This window comes from Fretibacter rubidus (genome assembly GCF_041429785.1).
Classification (GTDB): domain Bacteria; phylum Pseudomonadota; class Alphaproteobacteria; order Caulobacterales; family Maricaulaceae; genus Fretibacter; species Fretibacter rubidus.
The window spans coordinates 1,573,765-1,589,419 of sequence record NZ_CP163423.1 but is presented as its reverse complement, the minus strand read 5'-3'; the positions used below and the strand labels follow the sequence as shown (position 1 = coordinate 1,589,419).

At 49.7% G+C, this 15,655-nt stretch carries 13 protein-coding genes; 11 read left to right on the top strand and 2 right to left on the bottom strand.

Annotation, left to right across the window (positions count from 1 at the left end):
* The first annotated feature begins 36 nt into the window (after positions 1-36).
* From parC to AB6B37_RS07460, 11 genes are all read left to right on the top strand, one after another.
* A complete protein-coding gene (gene parC, locus AB6B37_RS07510; protein WP_371398272.1) occupies positions 37-2,295 on the top strand; it encodes a DNA topoisomerase IV subunit A in 2,259 nt (752 codons plus the stop codon).
* A 73-nt stretch (positions 2,296-2,368) separates the two neighbouring features.
* Positions 2,369-2,932, top strand: coding sequence for a LemA family protein (locus tag AB6B37_RS07505; RefSeq protein ID WP_371398271.1), 564 nt, complete (start codon positions 2,369-2,371; stop codon positions 2,930-2,932).
* 174 nt (positions 2,933-3,106) lie between these two features.
* Positions 3,107-4,018 (top strand): M48 family metallopeptidase, encoded by a 912-nt coding sequence (locus tag AB6B37_RS07500; protein WP_371398270.1) that lies wholly within the window; start codon positions 3,107-3,109, stop codon positions 4,016-4,018.
* Between the two features lie 48 nt (positions 4,019-4,066).
* Complete coding sequence (locus AB6B37_RS07495) at positions 4,067-6,952, top strand: M16 family metallopeptidase (protein ID WP_371398269.1); 2,886 nt, start codon at positions 4,067-4,069, stop codon at positions 6,950-6,952.
* A 20-nt stretch (positions 6,953-6,972) separates the two neighbouring features.
* Positions 6,973-7,743, top strand: a complete 771-nt coding sequence (locus AB6B37_RS07490; RefSeq protein WP_371398268.1) for an alpha/beta hydrolase family protein — start codon at positions 6,973-6,975, stop codon at positions 7,741-7,743.
* A 57-nt stretch (positions 7,744-7,800) separates the two neighbouring features.
* A complete protein-coding gene (locus AB6B37_RS07485; RefSeq protein WP_371398267.1) occupies positions 7,801-9,024 on the top strand; it encodes an NAD(P)/FAD-dependent oxidoreductase in 1,224 nt (407 codons plus the stop codon).
* A 148-nt stretch (positions 9,025-9,172) separates the two neighbouring features.
* Complete coding sequence (locus AB6B37_RS07480; RefSeq protein WP_371398266.1) at positions 9,173-10,666, top strand: CoA-acylating methylmalonate-semialdehyde dehydrogenase; 1,494 nt, start codon at positions 9,173-9,175, stop codon at positions 10,664-10,666.
* A 7-nt stretch (positions 10,667-10,673) separates the two neighbouring features.
* Positions 10,674-11,150, top strand: coding sequence for a DUF4174 domain-containing protein (locus AB6B37_RS07475; protein ID WP_371398265.1), 477 nt, complete (start codon positions 10,674-10,676; stop codon positions 11,148-11,150).
* Between the two features lie 3 nt (positions 11,151-11,153).
* Positions 11,154-12,293, top strand: coding sequence for an acyl-CoA dehydrogenase family protein (locus AB6B37_RS07470; protein ID WP_371398264.1), 1,140 nt, complete (start codon positions 11,154-11,156; stop codon positions 12,291-12,293).
* A gap of 9 nt (positions 12,294-12,302) precedes the next feature.
* Positions 12,303-13,193, top strand: a complete 891-nt coding sequence (mmsB, locus tag AB6B37_RS07465) for a 3-hydroxyisobutyrate dehydrogenase (RefSeq protein WP_371398263.1) — start codon at positions 12,303-12,305, stop codon at positions 13,191-13,193.
* Positions 13,194-13,324: 131 nt separating this feature from the next.
* The gene (locus tag AB6B37_RS07460; protein WP_371398262.1) at positions 13,325-13,948 is read left to right on the top strand and encodes a bifunctional 4-hydroxy-2-oxoglutarate aldolase/2-dehydro-3-deoxy-phosphogluconate aldolase; all 624 of its coding nucleotides are present in this window, start codon (positions 13,325-13,327) and stop codon (positions 13,946-13,948) included.
* Positions 13,949-14,202: 254 nt separating this feature from the next.
* Here AB6B37_RS07460 and AB6B37_RS07455 read toward each other — a convergent pair whose 3' ends face one another.
* The gene (locus tag AB6B37_RS07455; RefSeq protein ID WP_371398261.1) at positions 14,203-14,913 is read right to left on the bottom strand and encodes an RES family NAD+ phosphorylase; all 711 of its coding nucleotides are present in this window, start codon (positions 14,911-14,913) and stop codon (positions 14,203-14,205) included.
* The gene (locus tag AB6B37_RS07450) at positions 14,906-15,325 is read right to left on the bottom strand and encodes an MbcA/ParS/Xre antitoxin family protein (RefSeq protein ID WP_371398260.1); all 420 of its coding nucleotides are present in this window, start codon (positions 15,323-15,325) and stop codon (positions 14,906-14,908) included. Before AB6B37_RS07450 ends, AB6B37_RS07455 begins: the two co-directional genes overlap by 8 nt.
* Positions 15,326-15,655 lie beyond the last annotated feature (330 nt).

Here is a 15,655-nt window from a genome sequence, read left to right as displayed (position 1 = left end):
ATAGGTCACGAATCACTTTCCACCTTTGGACAGAACATGAGCGATACGACGATTGACGGCGTCCCCGGCGACGACTCCATTATTGAAGAACATATCGATACGGCGCTGTCGTCACGATATTTGGCCTATGCGTTATCAACGATTACGCAGCGCGCTTTGCCCGATGTGCGTGACGGCCTCAAACCCGTGCACCGCCGCATCCTCTATGCGATGCGGATGTTAAAGCTCAATCCTGAAAACGCGCATAAGAAATGCGCTAGGATTGTGGGTGACGTCATGGGCCAATATCACCCGCATGGTGACGCGTCGATTTATGACGCGCTGGTCAAGTTGTCGCAAAGCTTCAGCGCGCGCTATCCGCTGGTCGACGGGCAGGGGAATTTTGGCAATATTGACGGCGATAGCGCAGCCGCCATGCGCTATACTGAGGCCAAAATGACAGCAGCGGGTGTCGCGCTTTTGGCGGGCATTGACGAAGACGCTGTTGATTTTATCGCGACCTATAATGAAGAGGACGAAGAACCCGTTGTCTTGCCCGGCGGATTTCCAAACTTGCTGGCCAATGGCTCGCAAGGCATTGCTGTGGGCATGGCGACGTCCATTCCGCCGCATAATGTGGCCGAGATATGTGACGCGGCGCTGCACCTGATTAAAACACCCAGTGCGCGTATTGAAACGCTGATGAATTATATCCAAGGCCCCGATTTCCCGACTGGGGGCATCATCACAGAGCCGCGCGAAAATATGTTGGAGGCCTATAAGACTGGCAAAGGCGGGTTTAAGGTACGGGCGCGCTGGCACAAAGAAGATTTGCCGCGCGGGCTATACCAGATTGTTGTCACGGAAATACCCTATCAGGTACAAAAATCACGCCTGATCGAGAAGTTAGCAGAGTTGATTGAGACAAAGAAAGTCCCGTGGCTTGAGGATATTCGCGACGAGTTTGCCGAAGATATTCGCATCATCTTGGAACCCAAGAGCAAAAATATTGAGCCAGACCTCCTTATGGAAAGCTTGTTTAAGCTGTCTGAGCTTGAAAGCCGTGTGTCGCTAAATATGAATGTTTTGGACGCGACACGGACGCCACGTGTCATGGACCTCCGAGAGGTGATACAAGCGTTTCTTGATCACCGCCGCGAGGTGCTGCAGCGCCGTTCACGACAGCGCCTTGGCAAGATTGAAGACCGTATGGAGGTGCTTGACGGCTATATGATTGCCTTTTTGAACCTTGATGAGGTTATTCGCATCATCCGGTTCGAGGATGAACCGAAAATGGAGTTGATTAAGACCTTTAAACTGACCGAGCGACAGGCGGACGCAATCCTCAACATGCGCCTTCGCGCTTTGAACAAGTTGCAAGAAATTGAAATCAAGTCTGAATTTGATACGCTGGCGGCCGAGAAAGCCGATATCGAAGCTTTGCTTGGCTCTGATATGAAACAATGGGCCAGCATTGCGGACGAGCTCAAGGCCGTCAAAAATGACTACAATGCCAAATCTGACATCGGAAAACGCCGCAGCACCTTTGCTGACCAGCCCGATATCGAGATTGATCTGGCAACGGCCTTTATTACCAAAGAACCGATTACGGTTGTCCTATCCGAGAAAGGCTGGATTCGTGCGCTAAAAGGCAGAGTGGATGATGTCGATAGCATTAAGTTCAAAGAAGGCGACGCGCCTGCTTTTATCGTTCCAGCGGAAACTACTGATAAGATTATATTATTTGCGACTAATGGTAAGTTTTATACTATTGGCGCAGATAAGCTGCCGGGGGGGCGCGGAAATGGTGAGCCTATCCGTTTGATGATTGATTTGGAAGATGATCACGTCCCGCTTGGCCTATTTGTGCATGACGAGGCGCGAGAGTTATTGATTGCCAGTACCGAAGGCTATGGTTTCCGCGTGGCCGAAGCGGATATTATCGCTTCAACTCGCGGGGGCAAGCAGACGCTTAATGTGAAGGGCGACGCAGAGGCCGCGCGCTGTATCGCCGTTAAAGGTGATAAGGTCGCCGCCATTGGTGAGAACCGTAAAATCCTTGTTTTTGATGTTGAGGAACTCCCCGTCATGAGCCGGGGTAAGGGGGTGCGAATTCAAAAATATAAAGATGGGGGTTTGGCAGACGTCACCACTTTTGCGGCTGAAGACGGCCTTAGCTTTGTGGATAATTCAGGCCGCACCAACAGTGTACCAGAATGGACAACGCTAGAAGGCAAACGGGCTGCTGCTGGTCGTATGGCCCCGCGTGGGTTTTCCCGCATTGGGCGCTTTGTGCCTGATAATAGATTGACGTGAGCGCCGTAATTAAAGCTTGTGAAAGCGCCCAAATTATCGTTAATTGATAATATTATAGGTTTGGAGAGACACTATGGAATTTTTACTTGTGATAATCGGCATTATTGTCGTTCTCGCGTTCATCATTATCGGTATTTACAACCGATTAGTGGCGCTCCGCCAAACGTGTAATCAGGCGTGGTCTGACATTGAAGTGCAGCTAAAACAGCGCCAAGATCTTGTACCGCAATTAGTCAATACGGTTAAAGGTTATGCCAAGCACGAGAAAGAGACCTTTAACGAGGTTATCGCTGCGCGTAACGCAGCTGTATCAGCAGGCTCTGTCCAGGGGCAAGCGGCTGCAGAAGGAATGCTGCAACAGGCACTTGGAAAGCTTTTCGCGCTTGCAGAGGCCTATCCAGATTTGAAAGCCAATGAGAACTTCCTGCAATTGCAAGACCAGCTTTCCGACGTTGAGAATAAAATTGCTGCCTCTCGCCGCTTTTATAATAACGCGGTTAGCGAATATAACACAGGCATCGAACAGTTCCCGGCTGTGTTGATTGCAGGGCCGTTCAATTTTGTTGCGCGTGAGTTTTTCGAAGCTCCAGAAGGGCGCACTGCGTTGCAAACACCTGTCGAGGTGGACTTCTCTTAGGGTGTCCGTCCTGACCCATCAACATTAGGGCCACACGCGATGCAAGCTTACGGTCTGAAAACACATATTTGGAATAATAATCTACGCTGCATATTTTTGTTGGCGTTTTTTCCAGTATTGCTGATTGCCTTGGCCACGGCTTTGATGCTTGTGTTCTTAGGACTTCAAGGAGACATGTCGACCCAAGACGGGTTGTATTTCGCCCTTGATAGCTTGCCACGCACAGCGCCAATCGCGCTCGGTGCAGCCGGGGCATGGTTTGCTGTTGCCTTTTTGGGGCACCAAGCAATGATTGATTTTGCGACGAAATCCCAATCTGTCAGCCCCTCACAAGAGCCGCGCGCCTATAATCTTTTGGAAAACCTGTGTATCTCGCGCGGTATTGTCATGCCGAAATTAAAGGTCATAGAGACCCCAGTGATGAACGCCTTTGCCAGCGGTGTGCGAACCAAGAATTATACCGTTACTTTGACACGCGGATTAATGGACCGTCTTGACGACGAAGAGCTTGAGGCTGTTATCGCGCATGAGCTTTCGCATATTGAAAACAAGGACGTTCGGCTTTTGATTATTGCCGTTATATTTGTCGGGATATTTTCCTTTATCGGGGAGGGCATGTTTCGCGGGATGATGCGCACGAATATATCGCGAACCAATAATCACAGGCGCAGTGGAGGCGGCAATGCCGCGCCGCTTATTTTTATCGGCATTGCGATTGTGGCTGTATCTTATATGCTGGCGCTGCTTATTAGGTTCTCGCTATCTCGGCGTCGCGAATTTATGGCCGATGCTGGGGCGGTTGAGCTAACAAAAAACCCAGACGCCATGATACGGGCGCTACAGAAAATATCTGGTAATGCAGAACTCACCCAAGTCCCCGCGGAGGTTCGTGAGATGGCATTTGAGAACCCACGCACGGGCTTTGCTGGTGTGTTTGCAACTCACCCACCGATTGAAAAACGGATTAAGGCGCTGATTGAATTTGGTGGCGGTAGGCTGGGTACCGAAAGCCGCCCCGCTCCAAGGCGTCGGTCTACAGAGGACGTATCAAAAAAAGATAAGCAACCAAGGCGCCCTTGGACTTAGCGCCAATTAATGACATAAACGCATAAAGCATAAAAACAGGAACCTGCCATGACGACTATGACATCAAAACTAAAATATTGTTTGCTAAGCGCCGCAACCGCTGCCTTGCTCATCGGCTGTGGCGGCACAACCACCACACCCACGCCAGATATCACTTTGCCTGCGGGTGTAACTTTGGTCGAAAAATCCGGCAAAAGTGGTAACGTCAGCATTCCGTTTGAGAAATACGAAATGCCCAATGGCCTGACCGTTGTCCTGCATGAAGATAAGTCTGACCCGCTTGTACATGTCGATGTGACCTATCACGTTGGATCTGGTCGCGAAGATATTGGCAAATCAGGTTTTGCGCACTTCTTTGAACATATGATGTTCCAAGGCTCAGAGAATGTCGCAGATGAGCAGCACTTTAAACTCATTACCGAAGTTGGCGGAACGCTGAACGGCACAACCAATTCGGACAGGACGAATTATTTCCAAACTGTACCGTCAAACCAGTTAGAGAAAATGTTGTGGCTAGAAGCGGACCGTATGGGCTTTTTGCTTGATGCCGTCACGCAAGAGAAATTTGAAGTGCAGCGCGAAACTGTGAAAAACGAACGCGGGCAGCGTGTCGATAACCGCCCTTATGGTTTATTGGGTGAACGTGTCGGCGAAGCCATGTTCCCCGAAGGACATCCTTACAGCTGGTCTGTGATTGGATATCTGGTCGACTTGGACCGCGCCACCCTTGATGATTTGAAAAAGTTTTTCCTGCGTTGGTACGGGCCTAATAATGCGGTTTTGACCATTGGTGGTGATATAGACAAGCAAGAAACGCTTGAGATGATCAATAAATATTTCGGCTCTATCCCACGCGGACCAGAGGTCACAGATCCGGAATATGTGCCTGTCACATTGGATACTGACCGTTATATTTCACTAGAAGACAACGTCTCCCTACCGCTGGTTTATATGTCTTGGCCAACGGTCTATGCCAATCACCCTGACGAAGCGCCGCTTGATGTTCTGATGTCCATCATGGGCGACGGAAAGACGTCATTACTTTATAAAAATCTTGAAAAAGAAGGCTTGGCTGTCAATGCTGTCGCAGGGCACGGATGCCGCGAAATCAGCTGCCAATTTACAATGTATGCGCTGCCAAATCCTGCGAAAGGTGCGTCACTTGCTGACCTGGAAAAAGCCATGCGCGACGCTCTCGTTGAGTTTGAAACGCGGGGTGCACAGCCCGATGACCTGGAACGCGTGAAAGCCGGCATTGTATCTGGTATGATTTATGGTCTCGAGAGCGTGTCGGGCAAAGTGAGCCAATTGGCGGCTTACGAGACGTATCGTGATACGCCCGACGGTATTATGGACGATATAAAACGTTATGAAAGCGTGACGGCCGCGGATGTCATGCGGGTTTATAATCAATACCTAAAAGACAAACCCGCCGTGATCATGAGCATCGTTCCAAAGGGTCAGGGCGATAAAATAGCAGCCCCTGATACATGGGAGCGTTACGAGCGCACCATTCCAGAAAACACGGACACATCCAATTTTAACTGGACCTTGCCTGTTGATGATTTCGACCGTTCTGTTGTGCCGCCGTCTGGTGAAAATCCGTCGGTTGTTGTCCCACCTGTTTACACGACATCGCTGGACAATGGCATAGAGGTTCTTGGGTCTGTAAATGACGAAGTTCCAACAACAACCATTCAGTTGCAGTTGAAAATGGGTCAATCCCATGATCCGATGGATAAATTGGGCTTAGCCACTAATCTAGCTCAATACCTAAACGATGCTGGAACGCAATCAAGCACGGCAGAAGAACTATCCAACCGTCTTGATAAGCTTGGTTCATTCATATCCTTTAGCAGTGGTGACGATTACACGACAATGTATATGCGTACGCTCACCAAAAATTTGGATGAGACCATGGACATTGCTATGGAAAAACTCACTCAGCCAAAATTTTCACAAGATGATTTTGACCGTCTGAAGTCGCAAACGATTGAAGGCATTAAACAAAGTAAAAAAGACGCGGGTAGCCTCGCATGGGGGGCGTTTAATCGCCTGATGTATGGCGATAACAACCCTATCGCTTGGAGTGGCTCTGGCACATTAAAGACCGTGAACAACACAACATTGTCAGACTATGAAGCGTTTTATCAGGCGCATTATTCGCCCTCGATTGCTAGCGTTATAACGGTAAGTGATTTAGGCGAAGCGGCTGTGAAAAAAGCTCTGTCCCCTCTGGGCAATTGGTCAGGAGGTGAAGTCGCAACCGCGGCAGATAAGCCGTATCCTGCGCTAGAGACTGGGACATTGTATTTCATCGATAAAGATAATGCCGCGCAGTCGGAAATTCGTATTGGACGTCGGGCCTTACCCTATGACGCGACAGGCGAATATTACCGCGCTGGCTTGATGAACTATGTTCTCGGTGGGGCTTTCAATAGCCGCATTAACCTGAACCTACGCGAAGATAAGGGCTATACTTACGGTGCGCGCTCTCGCTTTAGCGGGTCTGAAAAGCGCGGAACATATGTGGCCTCAGCCGGTGTCAAAAAAGACAAAACCGCTGAATCTATCGTTGAGTTTGTCAATGAAATGAACACATTCTACGGCTCTGGTATTACGGACGAAGAACTCGCCTTTACCAAAAGTGCCATTGGCCAGCGTGACGCGAGGGCTTATGAGACCCCGCGTCAAAAGCTTGGTTTCCTCTCGCGGATGATGAACTATGACCTGACGCCGGAATTTGTTGATACGCAGAACGCAATCCTGCGCAATATGACCAAAGAAGACGTTGACACTTTGGCGAAAAAATATGTCAATCCTGCCGATATGATTATGGTCGTTGTCGGCGACAAAGATGCCATCTTTGATGATGTGAAAGCCTTGGGTTACCGCATGGTTGAACTCGACGTGGACGGTAATGTAATCAAGTAAAGCGAGAGCGAGGAGGGGCTATGCCCACAGAGAAAATCACCTTCACCGGGGCGCTAGGTGATGAACTGTCGGCAAAAATTGACTGGCCTGATGAAGGCGAAGTAAAAAGCTGGGTCCTCTTCGCGCATGGTTTTTCCATTGGCAAAGACCTAAAACCCGTTCGTACAATCTCCTCGACTTTGGTCGAGGAGGGATACGGCATGATGCGCTTTGACTTTACGGGTCTGGGCGAATCTGGCGGTAATTTTTCTGATACAAATTTCACGACAAATTGCGATGACTTGCGCAAGGCGGCGGGTTATCTGCGGCAAAACCATTCGGCCCCTTGTATTCTTGTGGGGCATAGTTTTGGGGGTACGGCGGCCCTAAAGGTGGCTGACGAAATCCCCGAATGTAAGGCCGTAGCGACCATTGGTTCACCTTGTGATACGACCCATATCATTCACCAATTCGCCGATCAAATTGAAGAGATTGAAGAAGAGGGCCAAGCCAAAGTCCTGCTCGGTGGGCGTCCTTTTATTATCAAAGAACAGTTTTTAGACGACATCGCCAATCATGATATTGCCGCAGAGATCGCAGACCTTGGTCGCGCCTTATTAGTGTTTCACTCGCCGCAAGACGCTGTCGTGCGGATTGATAACGCAGGCCATATTTTCGGACGCGCCCGTCACCCTAAAAGCTTCATCACGCTGAATGGGGCAGATCATCTGCTTCTTAAAGATCCAAAAGACGCGGAATATGTTGCTCGGATTTTGGCGGCATGGGCGCCGCGCTACACTACGGCACGCTAACGTAATATTATGCACCCAAAGGCATATGAAGACCTGTATTCGATGATATAAGGCCCTATGTCAGAATCAATCATCATAATTGGGGCGTCCCATGCGGCTGCTCAAACGAGTGTCAGCTTGCGCCAGGGCGGTTATGACGGCGATATAATGGTTATTGGTGATGAGGCTGTCTTGCCATATCACAGGCCGCCGCTGTCCAAAGATTTTCTCTCTGGACAGAAGTCCATCGATGATATCTTGATCCGCCCCGCTGTAAGCTATGAGGCGGCTCGTATTGAAATGAAACTCGGCGTCCGAGTCGGCGCTATCAATCGCAACGACAAAACCGTCCTTACCGATGATGGCGAAACGCTTACTTACAATAAGCTTGTCCTAACAACAGGTGCGCGTGTCCGCAGGCTGTCTGTACTGGGCGAAGATTTGGACAATGTTTTCTACCTTCGGGACACACAAGACGTTCTCGCGATAAAGCAAAAAGCAAAGGCGGCAACGTCTGCGCTTATTATTGGCGGTGGGTATATTGGGCTAGAGACGGCTGCGTCTTTGCGCAAACAAGGTCTAGCCGTCACAGTGATTGAGGCCATGCCGCGTATTTTACAACGGGTCACGGCGCCTATCATGTCTGATTTTTATCGTCGCGTTCACAGCGAAGAAGGCGTGACAATATTTGAAAATGTTATCGCGTCAGAGATTAAAGTCGCGGACGAGGGGCTAGAGGTCATGACGTCTAGTGCGCAAAACTTCAAAGCAGATATGGTGATTATTGGAATCGGTGTTGTCCCTAATGTTGAGCTAGCCCAGGCGGCAGGCGTGAAAATTGGCAACGGTATCGAGGTCAATGAGTTCTGCCAGACCTCTGATCCTGATATCTATGCAGCAGGCGACGTTACTTGGCATTACAATCCCATTTATCAGCGCCATGTTCGGCTGGAGTCTGTGCCTAATGCAACGGAACAAGGGAAGGTGATTGCAACCCATATTAACGGTGCGCCAAAACCGTATAATAGTCTGCCGTGGTTTTGGTCTGATCAATTTGACCTCAAACTACAAATCGCAGGTCTATCGACAGGGTTTGATGATGTTGTCATTCGCGGTGATATCAATAGCGGGCGAAGCTTCGCCGCATATTATTTCAAGCACAATCAATTTATTGCCGTCGATGCCGTTAACGCCCCGCGTGATTTTATGTTTGGGAAAATGACTCTGACGAAAAGGCTCAACCTAGACAAAGCGCGCATTAGTAATGACGCTATTGATTTAAAATCCTGCATCGCTGACTAGTGTTATATGAAACTCTACTGTCTCAAGAGTTTTAGTATTGGAAATATCGTCTCTGCCTATGACGCTACGCTTGATAACTGTGATAGACTGTGTTTACTGACACTAGGGCACCGATCCTTAATTTTATAGTTGATATTGGAGTATTTGCATGATCACCATTGGACACTTTATCGACGGCGCGCGTGTAGCGGGACAAGGTTCGCGCAGTAAGGATATCTTTAACCCAAATACAGGTGCTGTGCAGGCCAGAGTGTCTATGGCGACCCCGGGCGAGCTCGACGCCGCAGTGGCCTCTGCGGCCAAGGCGCAAGTGATTTGGGCGAATACTAATCCACAAAAACGCTCCCGTGTTCTGTTTGCGTATAAGCAGCTTGTTGAAGCCAATATGGATGACCTCGCGCAGATGTTGTCAAGTGAGCATGGCAAAGTTCTGGCCGATAGCCGTGGTGACGTGATCCGCGGCGTTGATGTAATCGAATTTGCTTGCGGTATTCCCCATAGTCAAAAAGGCGAACATACCTACGGCGCAGGGCCAGAAATTGACGTTTATTCCATGCGCAAACCGCTAGGTGTTGTCGCGGGGATTACGCCTTTTAATTTCCCTGCTATGATCCCGATGTGGATGTTTGGCATGGCTATTGCCACAGGTAATGCGTGCATCCTCAAGCCGTCAGAGAAAGACCCGTCTGTCCCGATGCGGTTGGCCGAATTGTTTGTCGAGGCTGGCGGGCCAATTGGCCTGCTACAATGTATCAATGGTGACAAAGAAATCGTCGATGCAATTTGCGATCATCCAACGATTAAGGCCGTTAGCTTTGTCGGCAGCTCTGATATCGCGCAATATGTCTATGCTCGCGCGACAGCGAACGGCAAACGCGCGCAGTGCATGGGCGGGGCGAAAAACCACGGTATTATTATGCCCGATGCCAATATGGATCAGGCCGTGAAAGATATACTGGGTGCCGCGTTTGGCTCGGCTGGCGAACGCTGCATGGCGCTGCCCGTCGTCGTGCCGGTGGGCGAAGGAACAGCAGAGCGTTTCTTGGATAAAATGTTGCCCGCGATTAAAGCCATGAAGGTCGGTGTATCCGAAGATCCCGACGCCGATTACGGCCCCGTTGTGACAGCAGCCCACCGTGACAGTATCAACAGCCAAGTTAGCAAAGCCGTAGAGGAGGGTGCAACATTGGTCGTCGATGGTCGCGACTTCTCGCTGCAAGGTTATGAAGACGGGTTCTTTGTTGGGCCGAGCCTGCTTGATGATGTGACGTCAGATATGGAAACCTATCAAGATGAAATTTTTGGCCCTGTGCTACAGATTGTGCGGGCTGATACATTTGAAGACGCGCTACGCCTCCCATCCGAGCATCAATACGGAAACGGCGTGGCCATATTTACGCAAAATGGTCGTGTCGCGCGTGAATTTGCAGACCGTGTCGAGGTTGGCATGGTCGGCATTAACGTGCCCATCCCGGTGCCCGTTGCCTACCACAGCTTTGGCGGTTGGAAACGCTCTGCCTTTGGTGACGCCAATCAATACGGCATGGAAGGACTTCGGTTCTATACCAAGGTTAAAACAGTGACCCAACGCTGGCCAGAAGGCGAGACAGAAGACAGCGCATTCATTATTCCGACGTTTTAATCCTGCCATGCTAAACGTTCTCTTACGTAAATTCAGGATTGCGGCTATCATCGGCGCAGCAGTCAGCGTGATAGCGCAGCCGTTAATAGCTAGTGCAGGGACAAACTCTCCACTTGGGCATTCACGAATTTTAGCAAGCTGCGCGGCTAAACCACTAGATGCCATTGCACCGACTATGAATTGGCCTGGGTTTCAAGAGCGTGACTTGGTACTTGTCGTCTTTCGCGACCAAAAGGCCTATATTCAGAACAAAAATGATGGCCTTGAGCTTATATCTGACCCGACTATGCTGCGTTATGGTAAGGCATTAACCTGTGAACGGTTCGATGAGTTTATGCTTATTGGTAAGGACCGCGGTCCAAAACGTCGTTGGTTGAACACTGTTCCTATCCAAGAACTTTTTCAAACAATTGATGCAATGCCAATGCGGCAATATGAGATGCGTAAAACCCAATCAAGACGTCTCAAACCTGAAAAAGAGTGAGATATGCACTTTCAATTTACAGAAGAACAAACGCTTATCCAAGACATGGCACGCCAATTCGCCGATAGCGAATTAGCCCCTCATTCCGCGCGGTGGGACGAAGAAAAATGCCTTGACCGAGGCGTGTTTGAGCGTGCAGCTGCGCTAGGGTTTATGGGTATCTACACAGGCGAGGAGCACGGCGGTACGGCGTTATCGCGGCTTGATAGTGCGCTGGTCTTTGAACAACTCGCGCGCGGGGATGTGTCCCATACGGCGATGATGACCATTCATAACATGGCGACATGGATGATTGACCGCTACGGCTCTGATGATCTGCGCGCGAAATATGTGCCCAAACTTACGGCAGGTGAGTTTATCGCGAGCTATTGCCTGACAGAGCCAGGGGCGGGGTCTGATGCGGCGGCACTATCGACAAAAGCGACGAAGGAGGGTGAAGATTATATCCTTAATGGGAGTAAGTCCTTTATCTCGGGCGCGGGCTGGTCGGATGTTTATGTCGTTATGGCCCGCACGTCAGATGACGGCGCACGCGGGGTGTCATGTTTCGTCGTTGAGAAAGATATGCCGGGCCTTAGCTTTGGCGCTAATGAGCGCAAAATGGGCTGGAACGCTCAACCTACGGCCCAAGTGATATTCGAAGATTGCCGTGTCCCAGCCACCAACCGTGTCGGCGCAGAGGGCGACGGCTTTCGTTTTGCTATGTCAGGCCTTGACGGTGGTCGTGTCAATATCGGCGCGTGTAGTTTGGGCGGTGCGCAAAAGGCATTGGACGTCACGCTTGATTATACTCGAGAGCGAAAGCAATTTGGCAAGGCCGTTGCGGATTTTCAAAATACACAATTTATGCTCGCCGATATGGCGACAGAGTTGGAAGCATCCCGCCTGATGCTTTACCGTGCAGCCAATATGGTGGACGAAAGCGCGCCAAATGCAGGACAATATTGTGCCATGGCGAAACGCTACGCGACCGATGCGTGTTCTAAAATCGCCAATGACGCGCTGCAATTGCACGGTGGTTACGGATATTTGAAAGATTACCCCGTTGAGCAAATTGTACGCGACCTGCGCGTGCATCAAATTTTAGAAGGCACTAACCAAATTATGCGGGTTATTATTTCGCGCGGATTATTACGGCAGTAGGAACGAATAATGACAACTATCGCTTTTATCGGATTAGGGAATATGGGCCTTGGCATGGCCGCAAACCTGGCTAAGGCGGGTCATGAGGTTCGCGCGCTTGATATTTCCAAAGACGCGGTTGCTAACGCTGTTACGGCAGGCTGCATAGCGGCGAACAATGCAGAGGACGCGGTTAAAACGGCTGATGTTGTTATAACAATGTTGCCAGCTGGACGGCATGTGTCCTTGGTTTACGCCGGAGAGGACGGTGTGTTTACCCATGCCAAAGCTGATGCACTTTTCATTGATTGTTCCACAATTGACGTCACCACGGCCCGCAATGTCAATGCGCAAGCCCATGATAGAGGCTTTGCTATGATTGACGCACCTGTGTCAGGCGGTGTCGGCGGCGCGCAAGCTGGTACGTTGACCTTTATGTGCGGTGGCACGAAGGAGGCTTACACCCGCGCGAGACCTTTTTTAGACATTATGGGTAAAAACGTGTTTCACGCAGGCGGTGCAGGCAATGGCCAAGTTGCAAAGATTTGTAACAACATGCTACTGGGTATCCATATGATTGGCACATGCGAGGCTTTTAATCTGGCTGAAAAACTCGGATTAGACGCGCAAACATTTTTTGACATTAGTTCAACCGCATCAGGTCAAAACTGGTCAATGACAAGCTACTGTCCCGCGCCGGGACCTGTTGAAAACGCGCCTTCAAACCGTGATTACCAAGCCGGTTTTACGGCGGCGATGATGTTAAAAGATATGCGGCTCGCCCAGGAGGCAGCAGCATCCGCCAAAGCCGCCACGCCCCTTGGTGCGCAATCAGAGGCGCTTTATGCTTTAATGGAAGCGGCGGATAAAGATGACCTTGATTTTTCCGCCGTGATGAAGCTGATTAAGGGAACGCTTTAGATATGTTGGGCATTCGCGTGAACCCTCCTCCATCAGAACCTTGACCTAGAACATTTATCACCAAGGAATAAAGCTTGGGTCTTGTGACTTTTGGGAAAACAGACTAATCCGTGAGAAATTTAGGAGAATTTATGTCCGACTTATTGTCAAAATCACCCGTAATCCCCGTTGTTGCTATTGATAACCCCGCACATGCGGTGGCTCTGTGTGAGGCCTTACAGCGCGGAGGCATTAACGCCATTGAGGTCACACTTCGCACGGAAAAAGCCATCGAAGCGATCACAGAAATCAAGAAACACTGCCCCAAAATGATTTTAGGCGTAGGCACTGTTTTGACACCCGATGATGTATTGCGTTCGGAGGACACAGGGTCTGATTTCCTTGTATCCCCCGGATTGTCACCGAAGTTACAGGCCGCCCTTCAAGCTACAGAATTACTTGTGCTGCCGGGAACGGCGACGCCTTCAGAAGCGCTTAGCGCCTATGAAGCTGGTTTTGACAAAGTGAAATTATTCCCCGCAGGCGCTGTTGGCGGCGCAAACCTAATCAAATCCGTCTATGCACCCATGCCCAATATTAGTTTCATGCCAACGGGCGGTGTGCGGGTTTCAAATATGAATGATTATCTATCGCTTCCAAATGTCTATGCCGTTGGCGGTACATGGATAGCGTCGCAAGCCCTAATCAACGCCCAAGATTGGGACGCGATTGAAAAGAACGCAAAAGACGCGATGGATATGGCGGCCACAGCCTAGCGCAGTCCACCACAGATAAGGGATTGTTGATTTATATCCACTATCCCTTATACGCTCTTCTCATGAATTATCCCTCGGACAAATTCACTGTCTCTGTCGCCCCCATGATGGATTGGACAGACTATTTAATTATTTCAATGGGTTGGAGGCCCGCGTGTGCAATTTGTGTGCAGTACGAAAAAGTTTTGAGGGTCAAAACCAGCAATATTTAGGGGTATGTTGAGTGATGTCAGATGAGCTCAAATGAGGCCCAATTATAGAATGATTTTGAAGACTTCGCCGCTTGTTTCATCTCTATACATATCAATGAATTCGCCATTAAAGTGATAGGCGAAGTGACGAGCTTGCATTGGAACTCCGATCACATCGGGCCAAAAGGCTGCAATGCATAATCCATCCTCATGCCTGACGCTTGGGTAAAGAATACCATCTGAACCCTGTTGGCGTAAGTCACGTGCGAGGGATTGAGAGGCAACGTAGTTATCCGGTGCTAGGCAGTCCGTGTAGTCTTCACGCTCTGTCAGGTCGTGAAAGCTATGATCCACTTTTCCAATAAGCTCACGATATTGAGAGAACCATCCGGACACTTCCTTGCTTGCACGATAGATGGCTGAACGATGGTGCATTGTTTCTGCAAGGGCGGTCTCGGCTTTATTCGCGGCATAGTAAGCACCAAAGGTACCGTCATGAAACCTACCCGCCCAATTTGGACTGACGTGGGTGAAGGGAGCCATTACATATAACGCGCCTGGGCCTGAGACACGGCGTTCGGGCGGCACTAACGAGAGTTGCCCAATCACCTCTACGATTCGAGGATTGCTCTTGGCTTCCAGAGAGGCCAATAACTCCCAGTCTTCCGGGTCGGATGTGTCCTCAAACAGGTCAATGGGCGGAAAGATAGATGAGATAATACGATAGGCTTTCGTCCATCTCACGCGTTTTGTTTTTAACTGAGCTTTAGCCACGAATTGCGTCGAGGTAGTCTCTTATCGCCATGAGGTCCGTCATACGACCATTCAGGAGAATGTCTAAAGGGCGGGCGCCGTCGAAATGTGCATTCGGTTTCTTAATCCAGTCATAGCCACGTTGCTTTTCAGTGAAGAGATACTTTAAACCCTTATGGATACCGGCCAGAATGGAGAGGCGCGTTTTTCTATCCATATCCATCGGGCCGATACGGCCCTTCTTCCAACGTGCATAGGTGCAGGTGCCAAGACCACCTAATAGAATGCAGCTCTCTGTATCGTTCAGGCCCCAAAGCTCAAACACCTTAACGGCGAAACGTGCCCCAGCTTCCGCTTCAGAATCCGTAATCTGAAACGTGCCTTGGGGCAGGGCGGTCGCCCGTTTACCACTATGGATTTGTTGAAACTGCATAATAGGCTCCTTGGAAACCAATATATGGCCTATATGCCAAAATGTCAATAATATACACTATTATGACAATTGGCCATTTTTGATAAAGGCGGCGTTTAGGTATGGCTTCGAGTGCGAAAGCAAGAGTCAATAGAGACAATACAGTTTAAACAATCGCTTAAATGCTGTTCACTTTATAAAATGGACACATGAATGGGCTCGTCATGTTCTTTTCGAGTTTCGGACTTAAAAATCGTCTGCAAGTGACTACCTGATTCCTCCATGAAAACTCCCTGTCATTCTCTATCTTCAATCACATTAAAGATGGGATACTTGGAGCTCCCGAGTGTA

What these genes read in the sequence shown, in the direction of transcription:
- AB6B37_RS07480 (WP_371398266.1), top strand. Translation starts at nt 9,173, where the DNA reads ATGATCACCATTGGACACTTTATCGACGGCGCGCGTGTAGCGGGACAA.
- AB6B37_RS07485 (WP_371398267.1), top strand. Translation starts at nt 7,801, where the DNA reads ATGTCAGAATCAATCATCATAATTGGGGCGTCCCATGCGGCTGCTCAA.
- mmsB (WP_371398263.1), top strand. Translation starts at nt 12,303, where the DNA reads ATGACAACTATCGCTTTTATCGGATTAGGGAATATGGGCCTTGGCATG.
- AB6B37_RS07495 (WP_371398269.1), top strand. Translation starts at nt 4,067, where the DNA reads ATGACGACTATGACATCAAAACTAAAATATTGTTTGCTAAGCGCCGCA.
- AB6B37_RS07475 (WP_371398265.1), top strand. Translation starts at nt 10,674, where the DNA reads ATGCTAAACGTTCTCTTACGTAAATTCAGGATTGCGGCTATCATCGGC.
- AB6B37_RS07505 (WP_371398271.1), top strand. Translation starts at nt 2,369, where the DNA reads ATGGAATTTTTACTTGTGATAATCGGCATTATTGTCGTTCTCGCGTTC.
- AB6B37_RS07490 (WP_371398268.1), top strand. Translation starts at nt 6,973, where the DNA reads ATGCCCACAGAGAAAATCACCTTCACCGGGGCGCTAGGTGATGAACTG.
- AB6B37_RS07450 (WP_371398260.1), bottom strand. Translation starts at nt 15,325, where the DNA reads ATGCAGTTTCAACAAATCCATAGTGGTAAACGGGCGACCGCCCTGCCC.
- AB6B37_RS07500 (WP_371398270.1), top strand. Translation starts at nt 3,107, where the DNA reads ATGTCGACCCAAGACGGGTTGTATTTCGCCCTTGATAGCTTGCCACGC.
- AB6B37_RS07460 (WP_371398262.1), top strand. Translation starts at nt 13,325, where the DNA reads ATGTCCGACTTATTGTCAAAATCACCCGTAATCCCCGTTGTTGCTATT.
- AB6B37_RS07470 (WP_371398264.1), top strand. Translation starts at nt 11,154, where the DNA reads ATGCACTTTCAATTTACAGAAGAACAAACGCTTATCCAAGACATGGCA.
- parC (WP_371398272.1), top strand. Translation starts at nt 37, where the DNA reads ATGAGCGATACGACGATTGACGGCGTCCCCGGCGACGACTCCATTATT.